The sequence below is a fragment of the Microvirga sp. TS319 genome (assembly GCF_041276405.1).
Lineage (GTDB): Bacteria > Pseudomonadota > Alphaproteobacteria > Rhizobiales > Beijerinckiaceae > Microvirga.
Map to the genome: position 1 here is coordinate 3,347,704 of NZ_JBGGGT010000002.1, position 17,682 is coordinate 3,365,385.

Genomic DNA, 17,682 nt, shown 5'->3' on the forward strand with positions numbered 1-17,682 from the left:
AAGCTGGACGTGCCGCAGCTGTTCGCGAGGAGCATCGATATGGCCAACCTGAAAATCCTCAATCTCGACGGCGAGAGGCTCGTCCGCGTTTCCAACGGAACGCCCATGCTCATCGACGCCGGCTCCGATGTGGAAGTCGTGCTCGGAGACGGGCCGCTGACGACGTTGGGCGTCGGTTTGCCCGGTTCGGAAACGACGGATTCCCTCGGTATCCTCCTCGGGGGGCCGAGCGGCGTCACGGCTCCGGATGGCATATCGCAAGGGAAGCCGATCCTCGTGGATGGTGTTCAGATCGGCACGATCAACTTTGCAGGTCCGACCACTCTCGACTTCTCTTTCGTCGCGGGGGTCACCAAAGATCAGGTCGAACAGCTCATAAAGGCCATCACCTACACGGATTCTGCGGTTGCGGGCGGATTCGCGGGAGGACATCAAATCGTTCTGAACCTGAGCGATGGCCATCGATTGGCAGCCGCCACGATCGCCATCACCGATAACGTCGTGGGTACGGACTTGGCGGACAGCTTCACCGCGACCGGTCTTACCCTGAACGCGGGCGACAGGCTTTCCGGCCTCGGCGGAGACGATACACTGACCCTGACTGGGGGCGGTGCGTTCAACCTGCATCTGATGGACGGGTTCTCCGGTATCGATACGGTTCGAGGAACGGGAGTCGATGACGAGATCGTCATCGCGGGCACTCAGCTTGGCGACGTACACAGGATAGATGGCGGAGGAGCGGCGACCCAGGACGTGCTGCGGGTCACCGGCAGCGCCGATCTTTCCGATGTCGACATTATCGGCTTCGGCGAGATCAGATTTGGGAGTGACGGCGGGACTCTCACCGTCGGCAATGCCGAACTCGCCAAGCTCGTCACCGGGTACGGCACGACCGGCGACAAGCTGACCGTGACCGGGGGGGTGCTGACGGCACAGGAGCGGCAGGCGCTGCATCTGAGAGGCGTCGACACCATCGTGGCGCGGGAGGTCGCGGGCGGGGACTTCGTGACCACGACCCATCAGGCCCCCAAGGTGACGAACTTCGACGGGAACTACATCAATGCCGCTGTCGGCGGGCCGGTCTTCATCGACGTCAACCGGGATGCCGTCCTGTCGGTGGACGACGGGCGCCTGAAGTCCATCGCCGTTCAGGTGACCGGGCCCTTCCTTCTCGGATCGGTCACGGTGGCTGCGTCGGCGAGTCTGACGTTTTCGAACACCGACGATCCCACGAAGAAAAACCTGCATTACGACGGAACGCTCATCGGCCTCGTCGAGGGCTGGGGAACCGCCTCTCTCTCGATCGGGTTCAACGCCGATTCCACCGCTTCCATGGCACAGGAGGTTCTTCGCTCGCTGACTTTTGTCAGGCCGAACAGTCCCCCCCAGGATACCTGGATCATCACCGTCACGGTGACAGACCTGGGAGAGCGGCGGAGCGAGGGTCATGTCCATGTCCTCTCCGAGGTCACGCAATCATTGACCGAAGGCATCGACAACATCGGCGGGAGCGGACTCGACGAGATTTTCGAGGCAACCTTTGAGAGCCTCAATGATGGCGACCGGATCGACGGCGGAGGAGGGCTCGACGCGCTGCAGTTGAGCGCGTCGAGCAATCGGACATTCGACTTGACCCTTCTGGACAGCCTGGCAGGCATCGAGACAATCCGCGGTTCGACCCACAGCGACATCATCAGGATCGGCGCATCCCAGCTCAACAGAGTAGGTTCCTTCAACGGCGGCGGGAATGACGGCACGTCCGGCGACGCCCTGTCCCTTGCGGCAGGAACAACCTTCGACCTGACCTGGAAAAACATCTCCGGCTTTGAGCGGATCATGCTTGAAGTCGATGGAACGCAGGTGACCACCGATCGCCTTGCGACCGCGCAGCTCATCGACGGCCGTTCCACGAAGAACGACCACCTCATCCTTGTCGGGATCGACCTCTCCGATACCGAGCGGGAGGCGTATTTCTCAAGGGGAATCGACAAGATCACCGACGGAAGCGGGCGGACGACCGAGAACCGGGCGCCGGCCCTGACCGGCGTCGACGGCGATCACATCCGGCTCTCCGCCGGCCGGAGCGTGGTCATCGACCTGGAGAGCGACGGGACGCTCGGCGCAGAGGACGACGATATCCGTCTCCTGACGGTCTCCGTGACGGAAAAGCACGGGGCCGGCGATACGGCCCTGGAGATCCGGTCGGGGAACGGCATCACTCTCAGCGCGGGGCTCGATCCCGGCAGCGACATCACGGTCGACGGCGTCACGATCGGCACGATCGCGACCGGGTCCGACCGATGGGAGATCCGCGTCGCGTTCACCGAGGCCGCGACCCACTCGCTCGTCCAGAAGCTCATCAGGGCACTGGTCTACAGGAACACGTCGACCGACAATTTCCTCGCCGACCACGATACCGTCAAACTCGTCCTGGTCGACGAGGGAGGACGGGCCTCGACCGCTGAGATCGACGTCACGATCACGCCCAACATCGTGGCCTTTCTCACCAATGGCGTCGACCATGTCGTCGGAACCGGCGAGAACGAGGTCTTTGTCGCCCCCACGAACACCATCACGGCGGGCGACACGCTCGATGGCGGCGGTGGCACAGATACCCTGGCCCTCGGAGACGGCCCGAGCGATCTGACCCTCTTCGCCACCCTCACCGGTATCGAAGCCCTGGAAGGCTCCTCGGACGACCAGACCATCACGGCCAATGCGGCGAACCTGGCCGGGATCGCCACCATCCGGGGCGGCGGCGGCGAGGATCGATTCCTGCTCATGGCCGGCGATTACGATTTCAGCGGCAAGACCATCGAAGGCGTCGAGGCGCTCTCTCTTCAAGGCAACGGCACTCTCACCTTCAACGACCGCGCAACGGCTCTCCTGGCCGGAGCGGTGGCGGGCGCGACCGCATCCGTCAACTTGACGGGAGAAGCGGTCTTCACCCCGGCCGAACGGATCCAGCTCTTCCGGCAAGACATCGCGAGCATCAAAGACGCGAGCGGAACCTATACCAACGCCGATCCGGACGGCATCTCCTTGAGCGCTGCGACAATCCGCGAAGTGGCCAGGGCCGGCACCCCGATCGGCACTCTCTCGGCGACGGATCCGAACCAGGGCGACACTTTCACCTATCGGCTGCTCGACACCGCCGGTGGTCGCTTCAAACTGGTGCGGTAAGGAGAGGCTTGGACGATCAAGGTCGCCAATCCGCTGCTGCTCGACTACGAGCAGGCGCGAACCCACACCATCCGGGTCAAGGTCACCGACCAGGAGGGCGGCTCCTTCGAGCGGAACCTGACCGTCACCGTGAGCGACCTCCGCGGCGAGCGGGCCTCGGGCTCTGCCAGGAACGACAAGCTCTACGGCAGTATCGGCAAGGACGCATTCAGCGGCGGCGGCGGCAACGATACGCTGAAGGGCGGGAGCGACAACGACACGCTGACCGGCGGCTCCGGCAACGACATGCTCTATGGCGGCTCGGGACGGGACTTCTTCGTGTTCAACACGGCCTTGAATGCCAGGACCAACAAGGACCGGATCATGGACTGGAGCAAGGCCGACGACACGATCCGGCTGGAGAATGCCATCTTCAAGGCCTTGAAGAAGACCGGCACGCTGAGCAAGAACTTCTTCAAGCTCGGCAGCAAGGCGACCGATGCCGATGACCATATCGGCTACAACAAGGCGACGGGCGACCTGTGGTACGATTCGAACGGCAACAAGGCCGGCGGCCAGGTGGTGTTCGCCCATATCGGCAAGAACAAGGCCATCGCCCATAACGATTTCATCGTCGTCTGAAGCGCCGGACGGACCGCTGATCCGTCAGTGCGGCCAGAGCGGGAAGGACGTTAGTGCATCGGACGTGAAATCGAACTCACGTCCGACGCTATAAGTTGATGGTCTTGAGCATCTTTTCACGCAAAACCGGTTCCCACTTTTCACGTCCGATGCTCTAGCGCCCCTTTCTCGTCATGCCCGGCCCAGGGCCGGGCATCCATGCCTCATGAGCCGGTGCGCCATCAAGACGTGGATGGAAGACGTGGATGGCCGCACCAAGTGCGGCCATGACGCTGAAGGGAGGGGCGTGGCATGGGAGACGGGCTGCGAGGACGACCGAGGAGCACGTCCGCAGCGGCCTTGTGCTGCGGCTCTTCCGTTACCGTCCGACGGTCTGCATGCCCGCCGCCGCGTAGCGGGTCCCGGCGGCCGCGCCGGGCGGCATGATGCGGTCGATCCGGCCCAGATCGTCCTTCGTCAGCGTGACATCGAGAGCGCCGACATTCTGCTCCAGATATTTGCGGCGCTTGGTGCCGGGGATCGGCACGATATCGCTCCCTTGGGCCAGCACCCAGGCGAGCGCGAGCTGCGCGGGCGTGCAGCCCTTTTCCCGGGCCATCGTTTCGATCTCGCTCACGAGGTCGAGATTCCTGCGGAAATTCTCGCCGATGAAGCGCGGCGAGGCGCGGCGGAAATCGTCCGGATCGAGATCGTCGACGCTCTTGATCTGCCCCGTGAGAAATCCCCGGCCGAGCGGCGAATAGGGCACGAAGCCGATGCCCAGCTCGCGCACGACGCCAAGGATCTCGTCCTCCGGGTCGCGGCTCCAGAGAGAATATTCGGTCTGCAACGCGGCGATGGGGTGGACCGCATGGGCGCGGCGGATCGTCTGGGGCGCCGCCTCCGAGAGGCCGAGATGGCGCACCTTGCCCTGACGCACGAGCTCGGCCATGGCGCCGACCGTCTCCTCGATGGGCGTGTCCGGATCGACCCTGTGCTGGTAGTATAGATCGATCACGTCGATCTTCAGTCGCCTGAGGCTCGCCTCGCAGGCCTGGCGCACGTAATCGGGCTTGCCGCTGATACCGAGGCGCTCACCGTTGGGGCCACGCACATTGCCGAATTTGGTGGCGAGCACCACCTTGTCGCGGCGATCCCGGATGGCGCGGCCCACGAGTTCCTCGTTGTGGCCGACCCCGTACATGTCCGCCGTATCGAGGAAGGTGACGCCGAGCTCGATGGCCCGGTGGATCGTGGCGATGGATTCATCCTCGTCCCGCCCGCCGTAGAACTCGGACATGCCCATGCAGCCGAGCCCGAGGGCCGAGACCTTCAATGGACCTAAGTGACGTGCCTGCATGGGAATCTCCTGATCGGGCGTGGCCGGCGCACGCGTCCGGCGAGGCTGCGTCTCCCATGAACGAGGGACGGAACCTGGGGTTCCGGAGGCTTCGCGCCACGGCGCATCCCTGTGCGGATCGCCCGTCAGGCCACCTGCCCGGCGCACCAGCCGGACGACCAGGCCCACTGGAAATTGTAGCCGCCGAGCCAACCCGTCACGTCCACCACCTCGCCGATCAGGTAGAGCCCGGGAACGGACTTGGCCTCCATCGTCCTGGAATCGAGTTCGCGCGTATCGACGCCGCCCAGCGTCACCTCGGCCGTCCGGTAGCCTTCCGAGCCCGCCGGCTTGAAGCGCCAGCGGTTCACCGCCTCGTCGATGCGGCGCAGATATTTGTCGGGGCAATCGGCAAGGTTCGCGGGCCCCTTCTCGGCTTCCACGATCAACTGCGCGAGGCGCTTCGGGAGGAAGGCGGACAGTGCCGTCTGCAGCGCCTGCCGGCCATTCTGGGCGCGGGCCGCGCGCAGCTCCTCGAACAAGTTCACACCGGGCAGCATGGAGACGACGATCTCCGCACCCTCGCGCCAATAGGACGAGATCTGCAGGATCGCAGGACCGCTCAAACCACGGTGGGTGAATAGCATGGCCTCCGTGAACGTCGTCCTGCCGCAGCCGATCACGGCGTCGACGGAAACGCCTGCGAGAGGCGTCAGCCACTCCAACATCGTCGGCTCGAGGGTGAGCGGGACGAGCGCGGGGCGGGTCTCGACGAGGTTCAATCCGAACTGGCGCGCGAGATCGTAGCCGAACCCCGTCGCGCCCATCTTCGGGATCGACTTGCCGCCCGTCGCGACCACCAGTGAGCGGCACTGCACCGCTCCGTCCGAGAGGGTGAGGCGAAAGCCGTCGGGGCTTTTCTCCGCTTGCGTTACGGATGTCTGCAGCCTCAGCGTGACGCCCGCCTGCTTCATCTCGCTGAGGAGCAGATCCACGATCTGCCGCGAGGAGCCGTCGCAAAACAGCTGGCCGAGCGTCTTCTCGTGGTAGGTGATGCCATAGCGCTCCACGAGGGCGATGAAGTCGGCTTGCGTATAACGGCGCAGGGCCGAGATGCAGAAGCCCGGGTTCTGCGAAATGTAGTTGGCGGGCGCGGCGTTGAGGTTCGTGAAATTACACCGTCCTCCGCCGGAGATACGGATCTTCTCGCCGGGCTTTGCGGCATGGTCGAGGATCAGCACGGAGCGGCCGCGCTTGCCTGCCTCGACGGCGCACATCATGCCGGCGGCACCCGCACCGACCACCACGACATCGAATTGTTCCAAGAGACTTAATTCCCGAGAGATCTTCCGCAAACGAAGGCGAGCGGCTTGGTAGTGCACTTTTGCCGGATCGTGCAAGCGGAAGAGGAGCGAGGCCGCTCCGAGGCAAGACCCCGGTTTGGGAGCCTCGGCGAAGCGTGGTAAGGCCCAAGGCCCCGCAACGGCTTTTCCCTGAACCTCATGCCGCCTCTTGCCGAATACGGCACTCTCTTCGCCGCCGCGTTCCTGTCGGCCACGATCTTCCCATTCCAGTCGGAGGCCGTGCTCCTCGGCTTTCTGGTGGCGGGCGACGGCCGCGGGTGGCTGCTCATCCTCGTCGCCAGCGTCGCCAATGTTCTCGGCTCCGTCGTGAACTGGTACCTGGGGCGTTTCCTCAGCCGCTTCGAGGGCCGGCGCTGGTTTCCGGTCAAGCGCGAGCAGATGGCCCGTGCGGAGGGCTGGTACGGCCGCTATGGGCGCTGGACCCTTCTGCTCAGCTGGGTGCCGGTGATCGGCGATCCGCTCACCATCGTGGCGGGCGTGCTGCGCGAGCCCCTGCCCGTCTTCATCCTGCTCGTGACGCTCGCCAAGACGGGCCGCTATCTGGCCGTCGGAGCGCTCAGCCTGGGCTGGACCTGAGCGGCGTCACGGCCACGTCACGGCCACGTCACGGCCACGTCACGGCCCCTGGAGGCTCAGCCAGATTTCCTCCAGCATCGCGGGGCCGAGAACGGCTCCGGACGAGGTGCGGATCACGGCCTGCTTGCCGGCCGGGGCCTCGTTGGTCATGGCCCAGTGCACCGCCTCGCGAAGGTTCTTGAACTCGGTCACGTCGCTCGCGTCGCGATGGGCGCCTCCCTTGGGCGCGACGATCGGCTCGTATTGGAGATGAGCGGGGGCATCCCAGTCGGTCTTCGGCACCATGGCGTCGTCCTGCCCGTATCTGATGACGTTGCCAGGAACAACGCAGCCCGGGCAAGGCCGGTTCAGCTTGAGAACGGCGCAAATCGAGCGCGGCCGGGCGCTTTCCAGGCGCGAAACGCCGCTCCGGCATGCGTTCTGCGCCTAAAGGCGGCAGCAAAACCGCTTGCATGTCAGGCGTTTTCAGCCGAACAAGACAGGCTTACGGATTGTGAGGACCAGAGTACACCCCATGCCAGCCTATCGCTCTCGCACCACCACCCACGGCCGCAACATGGCGGGCGCCCGCGGCCTCTGGCGGGCCACCGGCATGAAGGATTCCGACTTCGGCAAGCCGATCATCGCCGTCGTGAACTCCTTCACCCAGTTCGTGCCGGGCCACGTCCACCTGAAGGACCTGGGGCAGCTCGTCGCGCGCGAGATCGAGAAGGCAGGCGGCGTCGCCAAGGAATTCAACACCATCGCGGTGGATGACGGCATCGCCATGGGCCATGACGGCATGCTCTACTCCCTGCCCTCGCGGGAGCTGATCGCCGATTCCGTGGAATACATGGTCAACGCCCATTGCGCGGACGCCATGGTCTGCATCTCCAACTGCGACAAGATCACTCCCGGCATGCTGATGGCCGCCATGCGCCTCAACATCCCGGTGGTCTTCGTCTCCGGTGGCCCCATGGAAGCGGGCAAGGTGCAGCTCAACGGCGTGACCAAGAAGCTCGACCTCGTCGATGCCATGGTGGCGGCCGCCGACGATACGGTGGCCGACGAGGACATCCAGGCCATCGAGCGCTCGGCCTGCCCGACCTGCGGCTCGTGCTCGGGCATGTTCACGGCCAATTCCATGAACTGCCTCACCGAGGCTCTGGGCCTCTCTCTGCCCGGCAACGGCTCGACGCTCGCGACCCATGCCGACCGCCGCCGTCTCTTCGTTGAGGCCGGTCACCTGATCGTCGATCTCGCCCGCCGCTATTACGAGCAGGACGACGAAAGCGTGCTGCCGCGCTCCATCGCCTCTTTCGCGGCCTTCGAGAACGCCATGACGCTCGACATCGCCATGGGCGGATCGAGCAACACGGTGCTGCACCTGCTGGCGGCGGCCTACGAGGCCGAGGTTCCCTTCACCATGGCCGATATCGACCGCCTGTCGCGCCGCGTGCCGGTGCTCTGCAAGGTCGCGCCCGCGGTGGCCAACGTGCATATGGAAGACGTGCATCGCGCCGGCGGCATCATGTCCATCCTCGGCGAGCTCGACCGAGCAGGCCTCATCGACACCGCCGTGCCGACGGTCCATGCCGAGAGCATGAAGGCCGCCCTCGACCGCTGGGACGTGCGCCGCACCAACAGCCATGCCGTGCATGAATTCTTCAGTGCCGCTCCCGGCGGCGTGCCGACGCAAACCGCCTTCAGCCAGGAAAGCCGCTACGACAGTGTGGACACGGACCGTGCCAACGGGGTGATCCGCGACTCGGAGCATGCCTTCTCGAAGGACGGCGGCCTCGCCGTGCTCTCCGGAAACCTCGCCCTCGACGGCTGCATCGTGAAAACTGCGGGCGTCGACGAGAGCATCCTGAAATTCTCCGGTCCCGCGATCGTCTTCGAAAGCCAGGACGATGCCGTCAGCGGCATCCTCAACGGCAAGGTGAAAGCCGGCGATGTGGTCGTCATCCGCTACGAGGGTCCGCGCGGCGGCCCGGGCATGCAGGAGATGCTCTATCCGACGAGCTACCTGAAATCGAAGGGCCTGGGCAAAGCCTGTGCGCTCATCACCGACGGGCGCTTTTCCGGCGGCACCTCGGGCCTGTCCATCGGTCACGTCTCGCCGGAAGCGGCGGAGGGCGGCGCGATCGGCCTCGTGCGGGACGGCGATCGGATCGAGATCGACATCCCGAACCGCCGCATCCAGCTCGCCGTGGACGAGGCCGAGCTGGAGCGCCGCCGCGCCGAGCAGGAAACGAAGGGCTGGAAGCCCGCCGCACCCCGCAAGCGCAAGATCTCGGCGGCCCTCAAGGCCTATGCCATGCTGACCACCAGCGCCGCCAAGGGCGCGGTGCGCCAGATCTGACTTTCGACACGGATCCCCGGATCGATCCGGGGATCCGTGTCCTACTGCCCCGGCTCATCCAGAGCGCGTCGTCATGCCCGGCCCTGTGCCGGGCATTCGTGTTTTTAGAGCATCGAGACTCCCTCGGCCATTCGGCCTAACGACAAGGTTAATTTGATACGTTATACAATTATCAAGAAAGCTGCCTTAGCTTTATCGCAGCTCCGAATACCGATCGATCAAGGGACAGGCGCATAAGCAGCAGTCGGATCTTCGAATGGGAAAGCATCACCCAGCCTTCGTATTGGGGAGGCCAGGCCCTTTCCCCCGGCGGTCTGGCGGCCATGCGTCAGATCGCGGCCACCGGCGCCGGCACCGTCACGCTCATCCCGAACTTTTTCCAGGACAATAAATTCAGCAATTCGATGGGATTGAAGCTCGGCGATCCGAACAATCCCTGGGATGACGAAAGCGACACCTTCGAGCGGGTCGTGCAGACCATTCTTCAAGCCAAGGGGCTCGGCCTCAACGTGGTACTCAAGCCCCATCTCGAAACCAACGACCGCGTGTGGCGCGCGGAACTCGCGCCCAGCGACGCCAAGGCGTGGTTCGACAGCTACAAGGCCATGATGGTCGAATATGCGAGGGCGGCGCAGACGGGTGGCGCGGCGATGATCTGCATCGGCACCGAAATGGACAGCATGATCGACCCGACCAAGCAATGTAGCGACGGCAAGACCTATACCGAGAAATGGAAGGAGATCGTCGATGCCGTGCGGGTCGTCTATACGGGCAAGATCACTTACGCTGCGACATACTGGACGGTGAAGACAGTCGGGTTCTGGGACAAGGTCGATTATATCGGCGTCGACGCCTATTACCCGATGTCGACCGTGAACGATCCGACCGTCGACCAGATGGTCGAGGCCTGGACGAAGCCGCATTCCAACCCCTGGATCCGGGATACGCTGCTCGGTGGCAAGTCCATCGTCGATTACTACAAGGCCCTGTCCGACCATTACGGCAAGCAGGTGATCTTCACCGAGGTCGGGTTCCGCAGCATGGACGGGGCGAACAAGGATCCGGGTGTCTTCGGCAGCGGCGGCACCTACGACCCGCAGGAGCAGGTGGACTGTTACGCGGCTCTTTACAAAGTGATGGAGAACTACGGCGGCCGGTGGCTCGCGGGCTCCTTCCTCTGGAGCTATTACTCCTTCGAACACCCGATGGCTCCTCAGGCGGAAGGCGGAGCAGGCGTTTCGTGGACCGACTACACGACGCAGGACAAGCCCGCCAACGAGACGATCACCTATCACTATTCCAGCCCGGTCCACACCACCGGCCTCGTCTGGAACGGCACGGCGGGAGCCGACAAGCTCGACGGCGGCTACCACAACGACACGCTCAATGGGGGCGGCGGCAACGACGTGCTCTGGGGCGGTCAAGGGAACGACAGCCTCAAGGGAGGAGCGGGCAACGATATCTATTACGTGGACGCTACGGGCGATAGGGTGGTGGAAACCTCCAAGGGCGGCACCGCCGACCGGGTCTACACCGTCGTCAGCCACACGCTCGCAGCCTATGTCGAGCGGCTTTATGCGACCGGCGGCTCTTCCATTGCGCTCAAGGGCAATGCCGGCGCCAACACGATTACGGGCAATACGGGCCACAACAAGATCTCCGGCCTGTCCGGCAACGACCGGCTGATCGGTGGGTCGGGCAACGACACGCTCGATGGCGGCACCGGACGGGACGTTCTCACGGGCGGGGTCGGGCGCGACACCTTCGTGTTCAAGGACCGGCCGGGCAGCACCCGCTACGACAAGATCACCGACTACAACAAGGCCGATGACAGCTTCCAGCTCGACAACAAGTACATGGCCAAGCTGGGCGGCCCGGGTCGGTTGAGCAGCTCCAAGTTCGTGGTCGGCAAGGTGGCCAAGGATCACGACGACCACCTGATCTACGACAAGGGCACCGGCAAGCTCTACTACGATGCCGACGGCTCCGGCGGCCAGGCGCAGGTGCTCATCGCCCAGTTCACCAACAAGGTCGCGCTCACCGCCTCCGAGTTCACGATCATCTGAAACACTAGCGCATCGTGCGCGGGAGATGGGCACCGGTTCTGCGTGAAAAGATGCTCAAAACATAGACTGACAGCATCGGATACGGGTTCGATTTCACGTCCGATGCTGTACCCGGAGGACGACTGGCAGGCAGGAGAGCTGCACCTGCCCTGCTCATCTTCGACACCAGTTTGACGTCCCGCCGCCGCAGAGCCGGAACTTGGAACGCATTGGCGCCTTTCTTGCATGGCTTCTGCTTCCTATAGTCCCAACCATCTTATTCGTCCTTGACGGCATCGCATTGGGCAGGGACCAGTCAGGGACGTTTCAATCGGCCGTGAGGAGTCTTATGCGCCATTTCGTTTTCGCTGCTGTTCTTGCAGGATTGCCGGCCTCGGCCATCGCCCAGGGAGCCGCTCCCGAAGCCAAAGGCTTGCAGCTGACGGTTCGCCCCTCCGGTTACGAGGCAGAGCCGAATGACGCACAGGAACGGCAGGAAAAGCTGCTCAAGCGCCTCGAGCAGAGCAACCACATGATCCGCTCCATCTGCATCAATTGCGGCGACTCATGGAAGCATCAGCTCTACGAGCCCTTCAATCCCTATGCGTCCCTGAAGGCGTCTGCCCGCCCCTCGGACGACCCCGAGAACTGACGCCCGTCCACAGACCCGGGCCACCGGCCGTAGGCAATTCTGCAAACGTCGGCCGCTATTGAGACGCATGCGGCAGCCCTGTATACCTGGAAAGGCGCAAGGGGGGCCTCGCGTTATCATCTGGAAAGGGTGTCACCGCATGGTGACGTGAGACCTGTATGGCGTGGGTTTATCTGACACTGGCAGGCCTTTTCGAGATAGGTTGGGCCATTGGGCTCAAATATTCCGAGGGCTTCACGCGCCTCGTGCCGTCCGTCCTGACCGCCGTCAGCATGACGGCGAGCGTCCTGCTTCTCGGGATCGCCCTCAAGACCCTCCCCGTGGGAACCGGCTATGCCGTCTGGACCGGGATCGGCACGGTCGGCACGGCCCTGCTCGGCATCATTCTCCTGGGCGAGCCCGCCACGGCCATCCGCCTTGGATGCATCGGTCTGATCGTGCTCGGCATCCTCGGCCTCAAGTTCGCGGCTCCGTGAGTGGAATCGAAGCGGATGCTTTTCCCCCCTCGCGACGCGCATTCCTCGACCCGTGGCCTCAAGGTTTTCGTGGCGGTGATCTGCCTCGCCATCGTCGGACTGGAGGGCTGGAGGGACTGGACGGAGCGTCAGGAGGAATTCGTCCGGATCGAGAGCGAGATGCAGAACCTCGCCAGGTCCCTGGCCCAGCACGCCGAGGACACCTTCGACCTGGCCGATGCCATCCTGGTGGATGTCGTCGACCGCCTCGAACGTCAGGGGACGGACGCGAATAGCATGATCGGCATGCAGGAATTCTTCTCCGAGCGCATCCAGACCTTGCAGGCCCTGAAGGCTCTCACGGTCTATAGCGAGAACGGCTTCGTCCTGGGCAGTTCACTCCCGGGCCATAAGCGCGTGAACGTCACGAATACGGTGTTCTTTCAGCATCACGCCGCCTCGCCGGGCAGGAAGTGGTTCTTCGGGCCGCTCATTCGAGATCCGCTTGGCGGCGATTGGATCCTGACCATGTCGCGGCGCCTCAACAAGCCCGACGGCACCTTCGGCGGTGTCGTCCAGGTCAGCATCCCACCCCGCTACTTCGGGAATTTCTTCGGCCGCATGGATCTCGGCTCCCAGGGGGCCATCGTCATGTTCAGCACGACGGACGGGAAAATTCTTTCGCGTTATCCCTATTTCGAGAAGGCGATCGGCATCAAAACGGAAACGTCCGAATGGCTGACAGGGAGTCCGTCCGGCTCCCGCTTTTACACCTCCCCAATCGATAAGGTTCCGCGTCTTGCGGGATACCAGCGCAATCACGTCTATCCGATTGTGGTGCTCTCGGCCGTCAGTCAGCAGGAGGCCCTGAGGAATTGGACGGTGGAGCTTCAGCTTCGACTGCTCGGAGTGGCTGTTCTGATCGGCATCATCTGCCTGCTGGGCTGGCGGCTCGCGCGCGAGCTGAGCCGCCGTGAGCAGGTGGAAGCCGAGCTCGCCATTCTGGCCGCGACGGACGGCCTTACGGGCCTCGCCAATCGCCGGACCTTCGACAGCCGCCTGGAGATCGAATGGCTGCGCGCCGCGCGGGACGGCATCCCGCTCTCGCTTCTCCTGATCGATGTCGATCAGTTCAAGGCCTATAACGACCTCTACGGCCATCAGCAGGGCGACGCATGCCTGCGCAAGGTGACGGCAGTGATCGCTGGCGGCGTCAGACAGGCCGGCGATTTCGTCGCCAGATACGGCGGCGAGGAGATTGTCGTCCTGCTGCCGGACACGAACGAGGAGGACGCCCTACGGGTCGCGGAGAAGATCCGTGCGGGCGTCGAGGCGTTGGCCCTGCATCACGAGGCCAATGCCCCGACCTATACCCTGACGATCAGCATCGGCAGCGTCACGCAACGGCCTGCCACGGATCGCCCGCATGCCGGGCCGGCAGGCCTCATCGACATGGCCGACAAGGCGCTCTACCAGGCCAAGCAGAGCGGCCGCAACCGCGTTTCCGTCGCGAAGGCCGCATAGCGGCCCAGGTCAGAAGACGCATTCGCTGAAAGCAGGCCGCACCGAGCCGCCCCAAGCGCCGTGATAGCGCTCCAGCCATCGCTCGGCAGGCGTCCGGCCCGATGCGACGATCTCCTCGGCATAGGCCAGGTGCTTCGTCTCATCCTGCCCCGAGGCATCGAGCTGAGCGCGGCGCTTGAGCCCCTCATGCGAAAGAGCCAGCGCATCGCGCGCGACGTCCTGGACGGAGCGTCCGGCAATCGTAGCCTTCAGGGCAAGTTTCGGCACATCGGCGCGCAGCCGGTCACGCTCTTCCGCGCTCCAGCCCTTCACGAGCTCCCAGGCGCCATCGAGCGCCGCCTCGTCGTACAGCAAACCGGTCCAGAAAGCCGAGAGCGCCACGATCTGTTCAGGGCCGCCCACATCCGCGCCGCGCATTTCGAGATAGCGCTTCAGGCGCACTTCCGGAAACAGCGTGGAGACATGGTTCGCCCAGTCTGAGCGCGTTGCGCGCTCTCCCGGCAATTGCGCGAGCTTGCCATCGAGAAGATCGCGGAACGAGGCGCCCGCCACGTCGTGATAGGTCACATCCCGCTTGACGAAATACATCGGCACGCCGAGCGCCCAATCCACATAGCGCTCGTAGCCGAAGCCGTCCTCGAAGGCGAAGGCCATCATGCCCGTGCGGTTCCTGTCCGTGTCGAGCCAGATGCGCGAGCGCATGGAGAGATAGCCATTGGGCTTGCCCTCGGTGAAGGGCGAGTTGGCGAAGATCGCCGTCGCGACGGGCTGCAGCGCAAGCGACACGCGCAGCTTCTTCACCATGTCGGCCTCGGACGCGTAGTCCATGTTCACCTGTACGGTGGAGGTCCGATACATCATGTCGAGACCCAAGCTGCCGACTTTCGGCATGTAGTCCGTCATGATGCGGTAGCGCTTCTTGGGCATGACGGGCGTCTCGGCCCGCGTCCATAGCGGGCTCATGCCGAGCGTGAGAAATCCGATGCCGAGCGTCTCGCCGATCGCCTTCGCGTCGGCGAGGTGCTGCGCGGTCTCCTGTGCCGTCTCATGAAGCGTCCGAAGCGGAGCGCCGGACAATTCGAACTGGCCGCCGGGCTCGAGCGAAATCGCGCCGCCGCCCGTTTCATCGAACAGGCCGATGGGCTTGTCGTCTTCCATGATGGGAGACCAGCCGGTGCGCTCCTGCAGTCCTTCGAGCAGCGAGCGAATCCCCTTTGTCCCGTCATAGGGAACGGGAGAAGCATCCTCCGTGTAGAAGGGAACCTTCTCATGCTCCGTTCCCAACCGCCACGTTTCGCGGGGCTTCTCACCCTCCGCAATCCATTCCACGAGCTCAGCCCGTGCGCCGATGGGGGTCGTATCGGATACGTCCCGCGCCATACATCACCTCATCCAAAAAGCGCGTTCAAGGCGCGCCGACTCAGGGATCGTGACTAGATAGGCGGGTTAAGGCCAAGCTGCAATGAGGGGCAGCCCCACAAAGTGCGGGGCCGTCAACACCTCAATGACGGACGACCAGGTCCCCGACGGTCTCGGCGGAGAGCCAGTCGACCACGCTGGCCAGAGCGTCGCGGCTCGACAGGCCGCGCCCGAGGGCTTCCGTGTAGAGGGTAAGCTGCCGGTCGGCGCTGGTTCCCCGCGCCACGATCCAGCGCGCAAGATCCACTTCCCTCTCGCAGCCGAGCTCTTTCGCATCGTCCCGGATCATGTCCAGCACCTCGTCGAGCAGTTCGCGCACGGGCTTGGCGCTCCGGGTCCTCTCGTCGACGAAGCTGCCGTGGATGCCGTAGCGCATCGCCCGCCAGCTGTTCTCGTCGTTGATGGCGCGCGACGCGCCGGTCTGGCCGGCGTTCAGCTTGGGCTCCAGGCTCAAGTGGCGGACGAGGCAACGATAAAGAGCCGCAATCGCGATGGTGTCGTCCAGGCGGGTGCAGCTGTCGGCCACGCGCAGCTCCAGGGTCGGGTGCTTCAGCGAAGGCCGGATCACCCACCACACGTAGCTCGAATTCTCGATGGCGCGCGAGGCGACGAGCGTGTCGATGTAGCGCTGGTAGTCCTCGGCCCCGTCGAACAGGTCCGGCAGGCCGGTGCGCGGCAACTCGCGATAGGCCGCGAGGCGATAACCGAGAAGGCCCGTGCGTTGCGCCTGCCAGAACGGCGAGGAGGTCGACAGCGCCAGCAGCAGCGGCAGATAGGGTTGAATGCGGTTCATGATGTCCACGCGCGTGGCGAGGTCGGGCACCTCCACATGCACGTGCATGCCGCAAAGGACCGTGCGGCTGCCGAGCATCTGCAGGTCGTGCATCACCTTGCCGTAGCGGGGCTGAGAGCTGGGGCGCACGCGCGACCAGACGGCGAGCGGATGCGTGCCCGATGCCATGATGGACAGATTGTAGTCGCGGGCGATGGCGCCCGTCGCAGAGCGCAGGCCGGACAATTGGGAGCGCGCCTCGGCGAAATCCTTCATGGGCTTCGTCGCGATCTCGATCTGGGGCTCGAGCATCTCGGGCTGGATGCCGTCCGAGAGCTGCTCCCGGCAGGAGGCGAAGAACTCCCTGATTCTTCCCTTGGCCACGTCCCGTTTGGCGGCATCGTTCACGAAGTATTCTTCCTCGATGCCGAACTTGAAATCCCAGCTCATTTCCCGGTTTCCTCTATTTTTTTCAGGAATGACCCTTACGCGCAGGATGACCTCCCGCCCGCTCCACACTCTGCTTGAATAGGGCGTGAATGGGGCGAATCGGCTCTAAACTGCTAAGCTTGTAAAACTAGAGGCGAATTGGCCTGCCCCATCGTAAGACGGGCGCGTCAGTGCCAGTCGCCAAGGACCGACTGAACGATCGCGAGGGCTGCCACTGCGGCGGTGTCGGCTCGCAGGATTCGCGGTCCCAACGATACGCAAACACATCTTTCGTGGGCGGCGACAAGCGCTCTCTCCTGGTCGGTAAATCCCCCTTCGGGGCCCACGATAACGGCAAGGCCTGCTGGATTGTTCCCAAGCTTGGCCAGAGCTTCGACCGGATTGGAAACCGGCGCATTCTCGTCGCAGAACACAAGGACGCGATCCTTTTCCAAGGCATTGAGAAAACGCTTTAAATTCTCCTCTTCACGCACCTCCGGAATCGTCAGGATCCCGCACTGCTCCACCGCCTCGACGGCGTTGCTGCGCATGCGTTCCAGGTTGACCCGGGTGCTCTGCGTCCGCCGTGTGATGACCGGCTGGAGAATCCCTGCGCCCATCTCGACCGCCTTCTGGACCATGTAATCCAGCCGCGCATGCTTGAGGGGCGCGAAGGCATAGATCAGGTCGGGCCGGGTGGTCTGCGCCCGGGTCTGCTCCGCACAGACGAGGTCGGCGGATTTGCGTCCCTCCACGGACACTTCAGCCCGCCATTCCCCGTCCTGCCCATTGAAGATCAGGACACTCTCCCCATCCCGGAGGCGCAATACATTCAACAGATAATTGGCCTGTCCCCGGTCGAGAGCGATCCTCGCGTTCTTTTGAAGAGGCACTGAGACGAAGAGGCGGGGGGCGTTGAAATCGTAAGCGGCCATGGGATTTCTGGAGGGTTGAGGGATTCCTGGAGGGCTGAACGACGG

General features: G+C 64.0%; 14 protein-coding genes. 8 read left to right on the plus strand and 6 right to left on the minus strand.

The features are described 5' to 3' along the window. The first annotated feature begins 39 nt into the window (after positions 1-39). Together AB8841_RS25280 and AB8841_RS25285 are read left to right on the plus strand one after the other, a co-directional pair. Positions 40-3,183: a hypothetical protein gene (locus AB8841_RS25280; RefSeq protein WP_370438511.1), complete on the plus strand. Its 3,144-nt coding sequence runs from the start codon at positions 40-42 to the stop codon at positions 3,181-3,183. A 129-nt stretch (positions 3,184-3,312) separates the two neighbouring features. After that, the gene (locus AB8841_RS25285; protein ID WP_370438512.1) at positions 3,313-3,804 is read left to right on the plus strand and encodes a hypothetical protein; all 492 of its coding nucleotides are present in this window, start codon (positions 3,313-3,315) and stop codon (positions 3,802-3,804) included. Positions 3,805-4,162: 358 nt separating this feature from the next. Here AB8841_RS25285 and AB8841_RS25290 read toward each other — a convergent pair whose 3' ends face one another. Continuing rightward, positions 4,163-5,143, minus strand: a complete 981-nt coding sequence (locus AB8841_RS25290; protein WP_370438513.1) for an aldo/keto reductase — start codon at positions 5,141-5,143, stop codon at positions 4,163-4,165. A 125-nt stretch (positions 5,144-5,268) separates the two neighbouring features. Continuing rightward, a complete protein-coding gene (locus AB8841_RS25295) occupies positions 5,269-6,447 on the minus strand; it encodes an NAD(P)/FAD-dependent oxidoreductase (RefSeq protein ID WP_370438514.1) in 1,179 nt (392 codons plus the stop codon). 177 nt (positions 6,448-6,624) lie between these two features. Between AB8841_RS25295 and AB8841_RS25300 the strand changes: the two genes are divergently transcribed. Then, positions 6,625-7,062 (plus strand): YqaA family protein, encoded by a 438-nt coding sequence (locus tag AB8841_RS25300; RefSeq protein ID WP_370438515.1) that lies wholly within the window; start codon positions 6,625-6,627, stop codon positions 7,060-7,062. A 39-nt stretch (positions 7,063-7,101) separates the two neighbouring features. On the opposite strand, the gene AB8841_RS25305 is transcribed toward AB8841_RS25300, so the two are convergent. After that, positions 7,102-7,347, minus strand: a complete 246-nt coding sequence (locus AB8841_RS25305; protein ID WP_370438516.1) for a hypothetical protein — start codon at positions 7,345-7,347, stop codon at positions 7,102-7,104. A 229-nt stretch (positions 7,348-7,576) separates the two neighbouring features. On the opposite strand from AB8841_RS25305, the gene ilvD reads away from it, so the two are divergent. The 5 genes from ilvD to AB8841_RS25330 all read left to right on the plus strand — a co-directional run bounded on the left by ilvD (position 7,577) and on the right by AB8841_RS25330 (position 14,082). Next, positions 7,577-9,406, plus strand: coding sequence for a dihydroxy-acid dehydratase (ilvD, locus tag AB8841_RS25310; protein WP_370438517.1), 1,830 nt, complete (start codon positions 7,577-7,579; stop codon positions 9,404-9,406). A 323-nt stretch (positions 9,407-9,729) separates the two neighbouring features. Continuing rightward, entirely contained in the window at positions 9,730-11,472 is a 1,743-nt protein-coding gene (locus tag AB8841_RS25315) for a hypothetical protein (RefSeq protein ID WP_370438518.1), read from the plus strand. Positions 11,473-11,800: 328 nt separating this feature from the next. After that, positions 11,801-12,103, plus strand: coding sequence for a hypothetical protein (locus AB8841_RS25320; protein WP_370438519.1), 303 nt, complete (start codon positions 11,801-11,803; stop codon positions 12,101-12,103). 158 nt (positions 12,104-12,261) lie between these two features. Further along, positions 12,262-12,579, plus strand: coding sequence for a quaternary ammonium compound efflux SMR transporter SugE (sugE, locus tag AB8841_RS25325; protein ID WP_370438520.1), 318 nt, complete (start codon positions 12,262-12,264; stop codon positions 12,577-12,579). 15 nt (positions 12,580-12,594) lie between these two features. Beyond that, entirely contained in the window at positions 12,595-14,082 is a 1,488-nt protein-coding gene (locus AB8841_RS25330) for a sensor domain-containing diguanylate cyclase (RefSeq protein ID WP_370438521.1), read from the plus strand. 9 nt (positions 14,083-14,091) lie between these two features. Here the strand turns inward: AB8841_RS25330 and AB8841_RS25335 are convergent, their stop codons facing one another. The 3 genes from AB8841_RS25335 to AB8841_RS25345 form a co-directional block, all read right to left on the minus strand. Next, positions 14,092-15,462 (minus strand): glutamate--cysteine ligase, encoded by a 1,371-nt coding sequence (locus AB8841_RS25335; RefSeq protein ID WP_370438522.1) that lies wholly within the window; start codon positions 15,460-15,462, stop codon positions 14,092-14,094. A 121-nt stretch (positions 15,463-15,583) separates the two neighbouring features. Then, entirely contained in the window at positions 15,584-16,723 is a 1,140-nt protein-coding gene (locus AB8841_RS25340) for a carboxylate-amine ligase (RefSeq protein ID WP_370438523.1), read from the minus strand. Positions 16,724-16,890: 167 nt separating this feature from the next. Further along, entirely contained in the window at positions 16,891-17,637 is a 747-nt protein-coding gene (locus AB8841_RS25345) for a 16S rRNA (uracil(1498)-N(3))-methyltransferase (protein ID WP_370438524.1), read from the minus strand. Between the last annotated feature and the right edge of the window lie 45 nt (positions 17,638-17,682).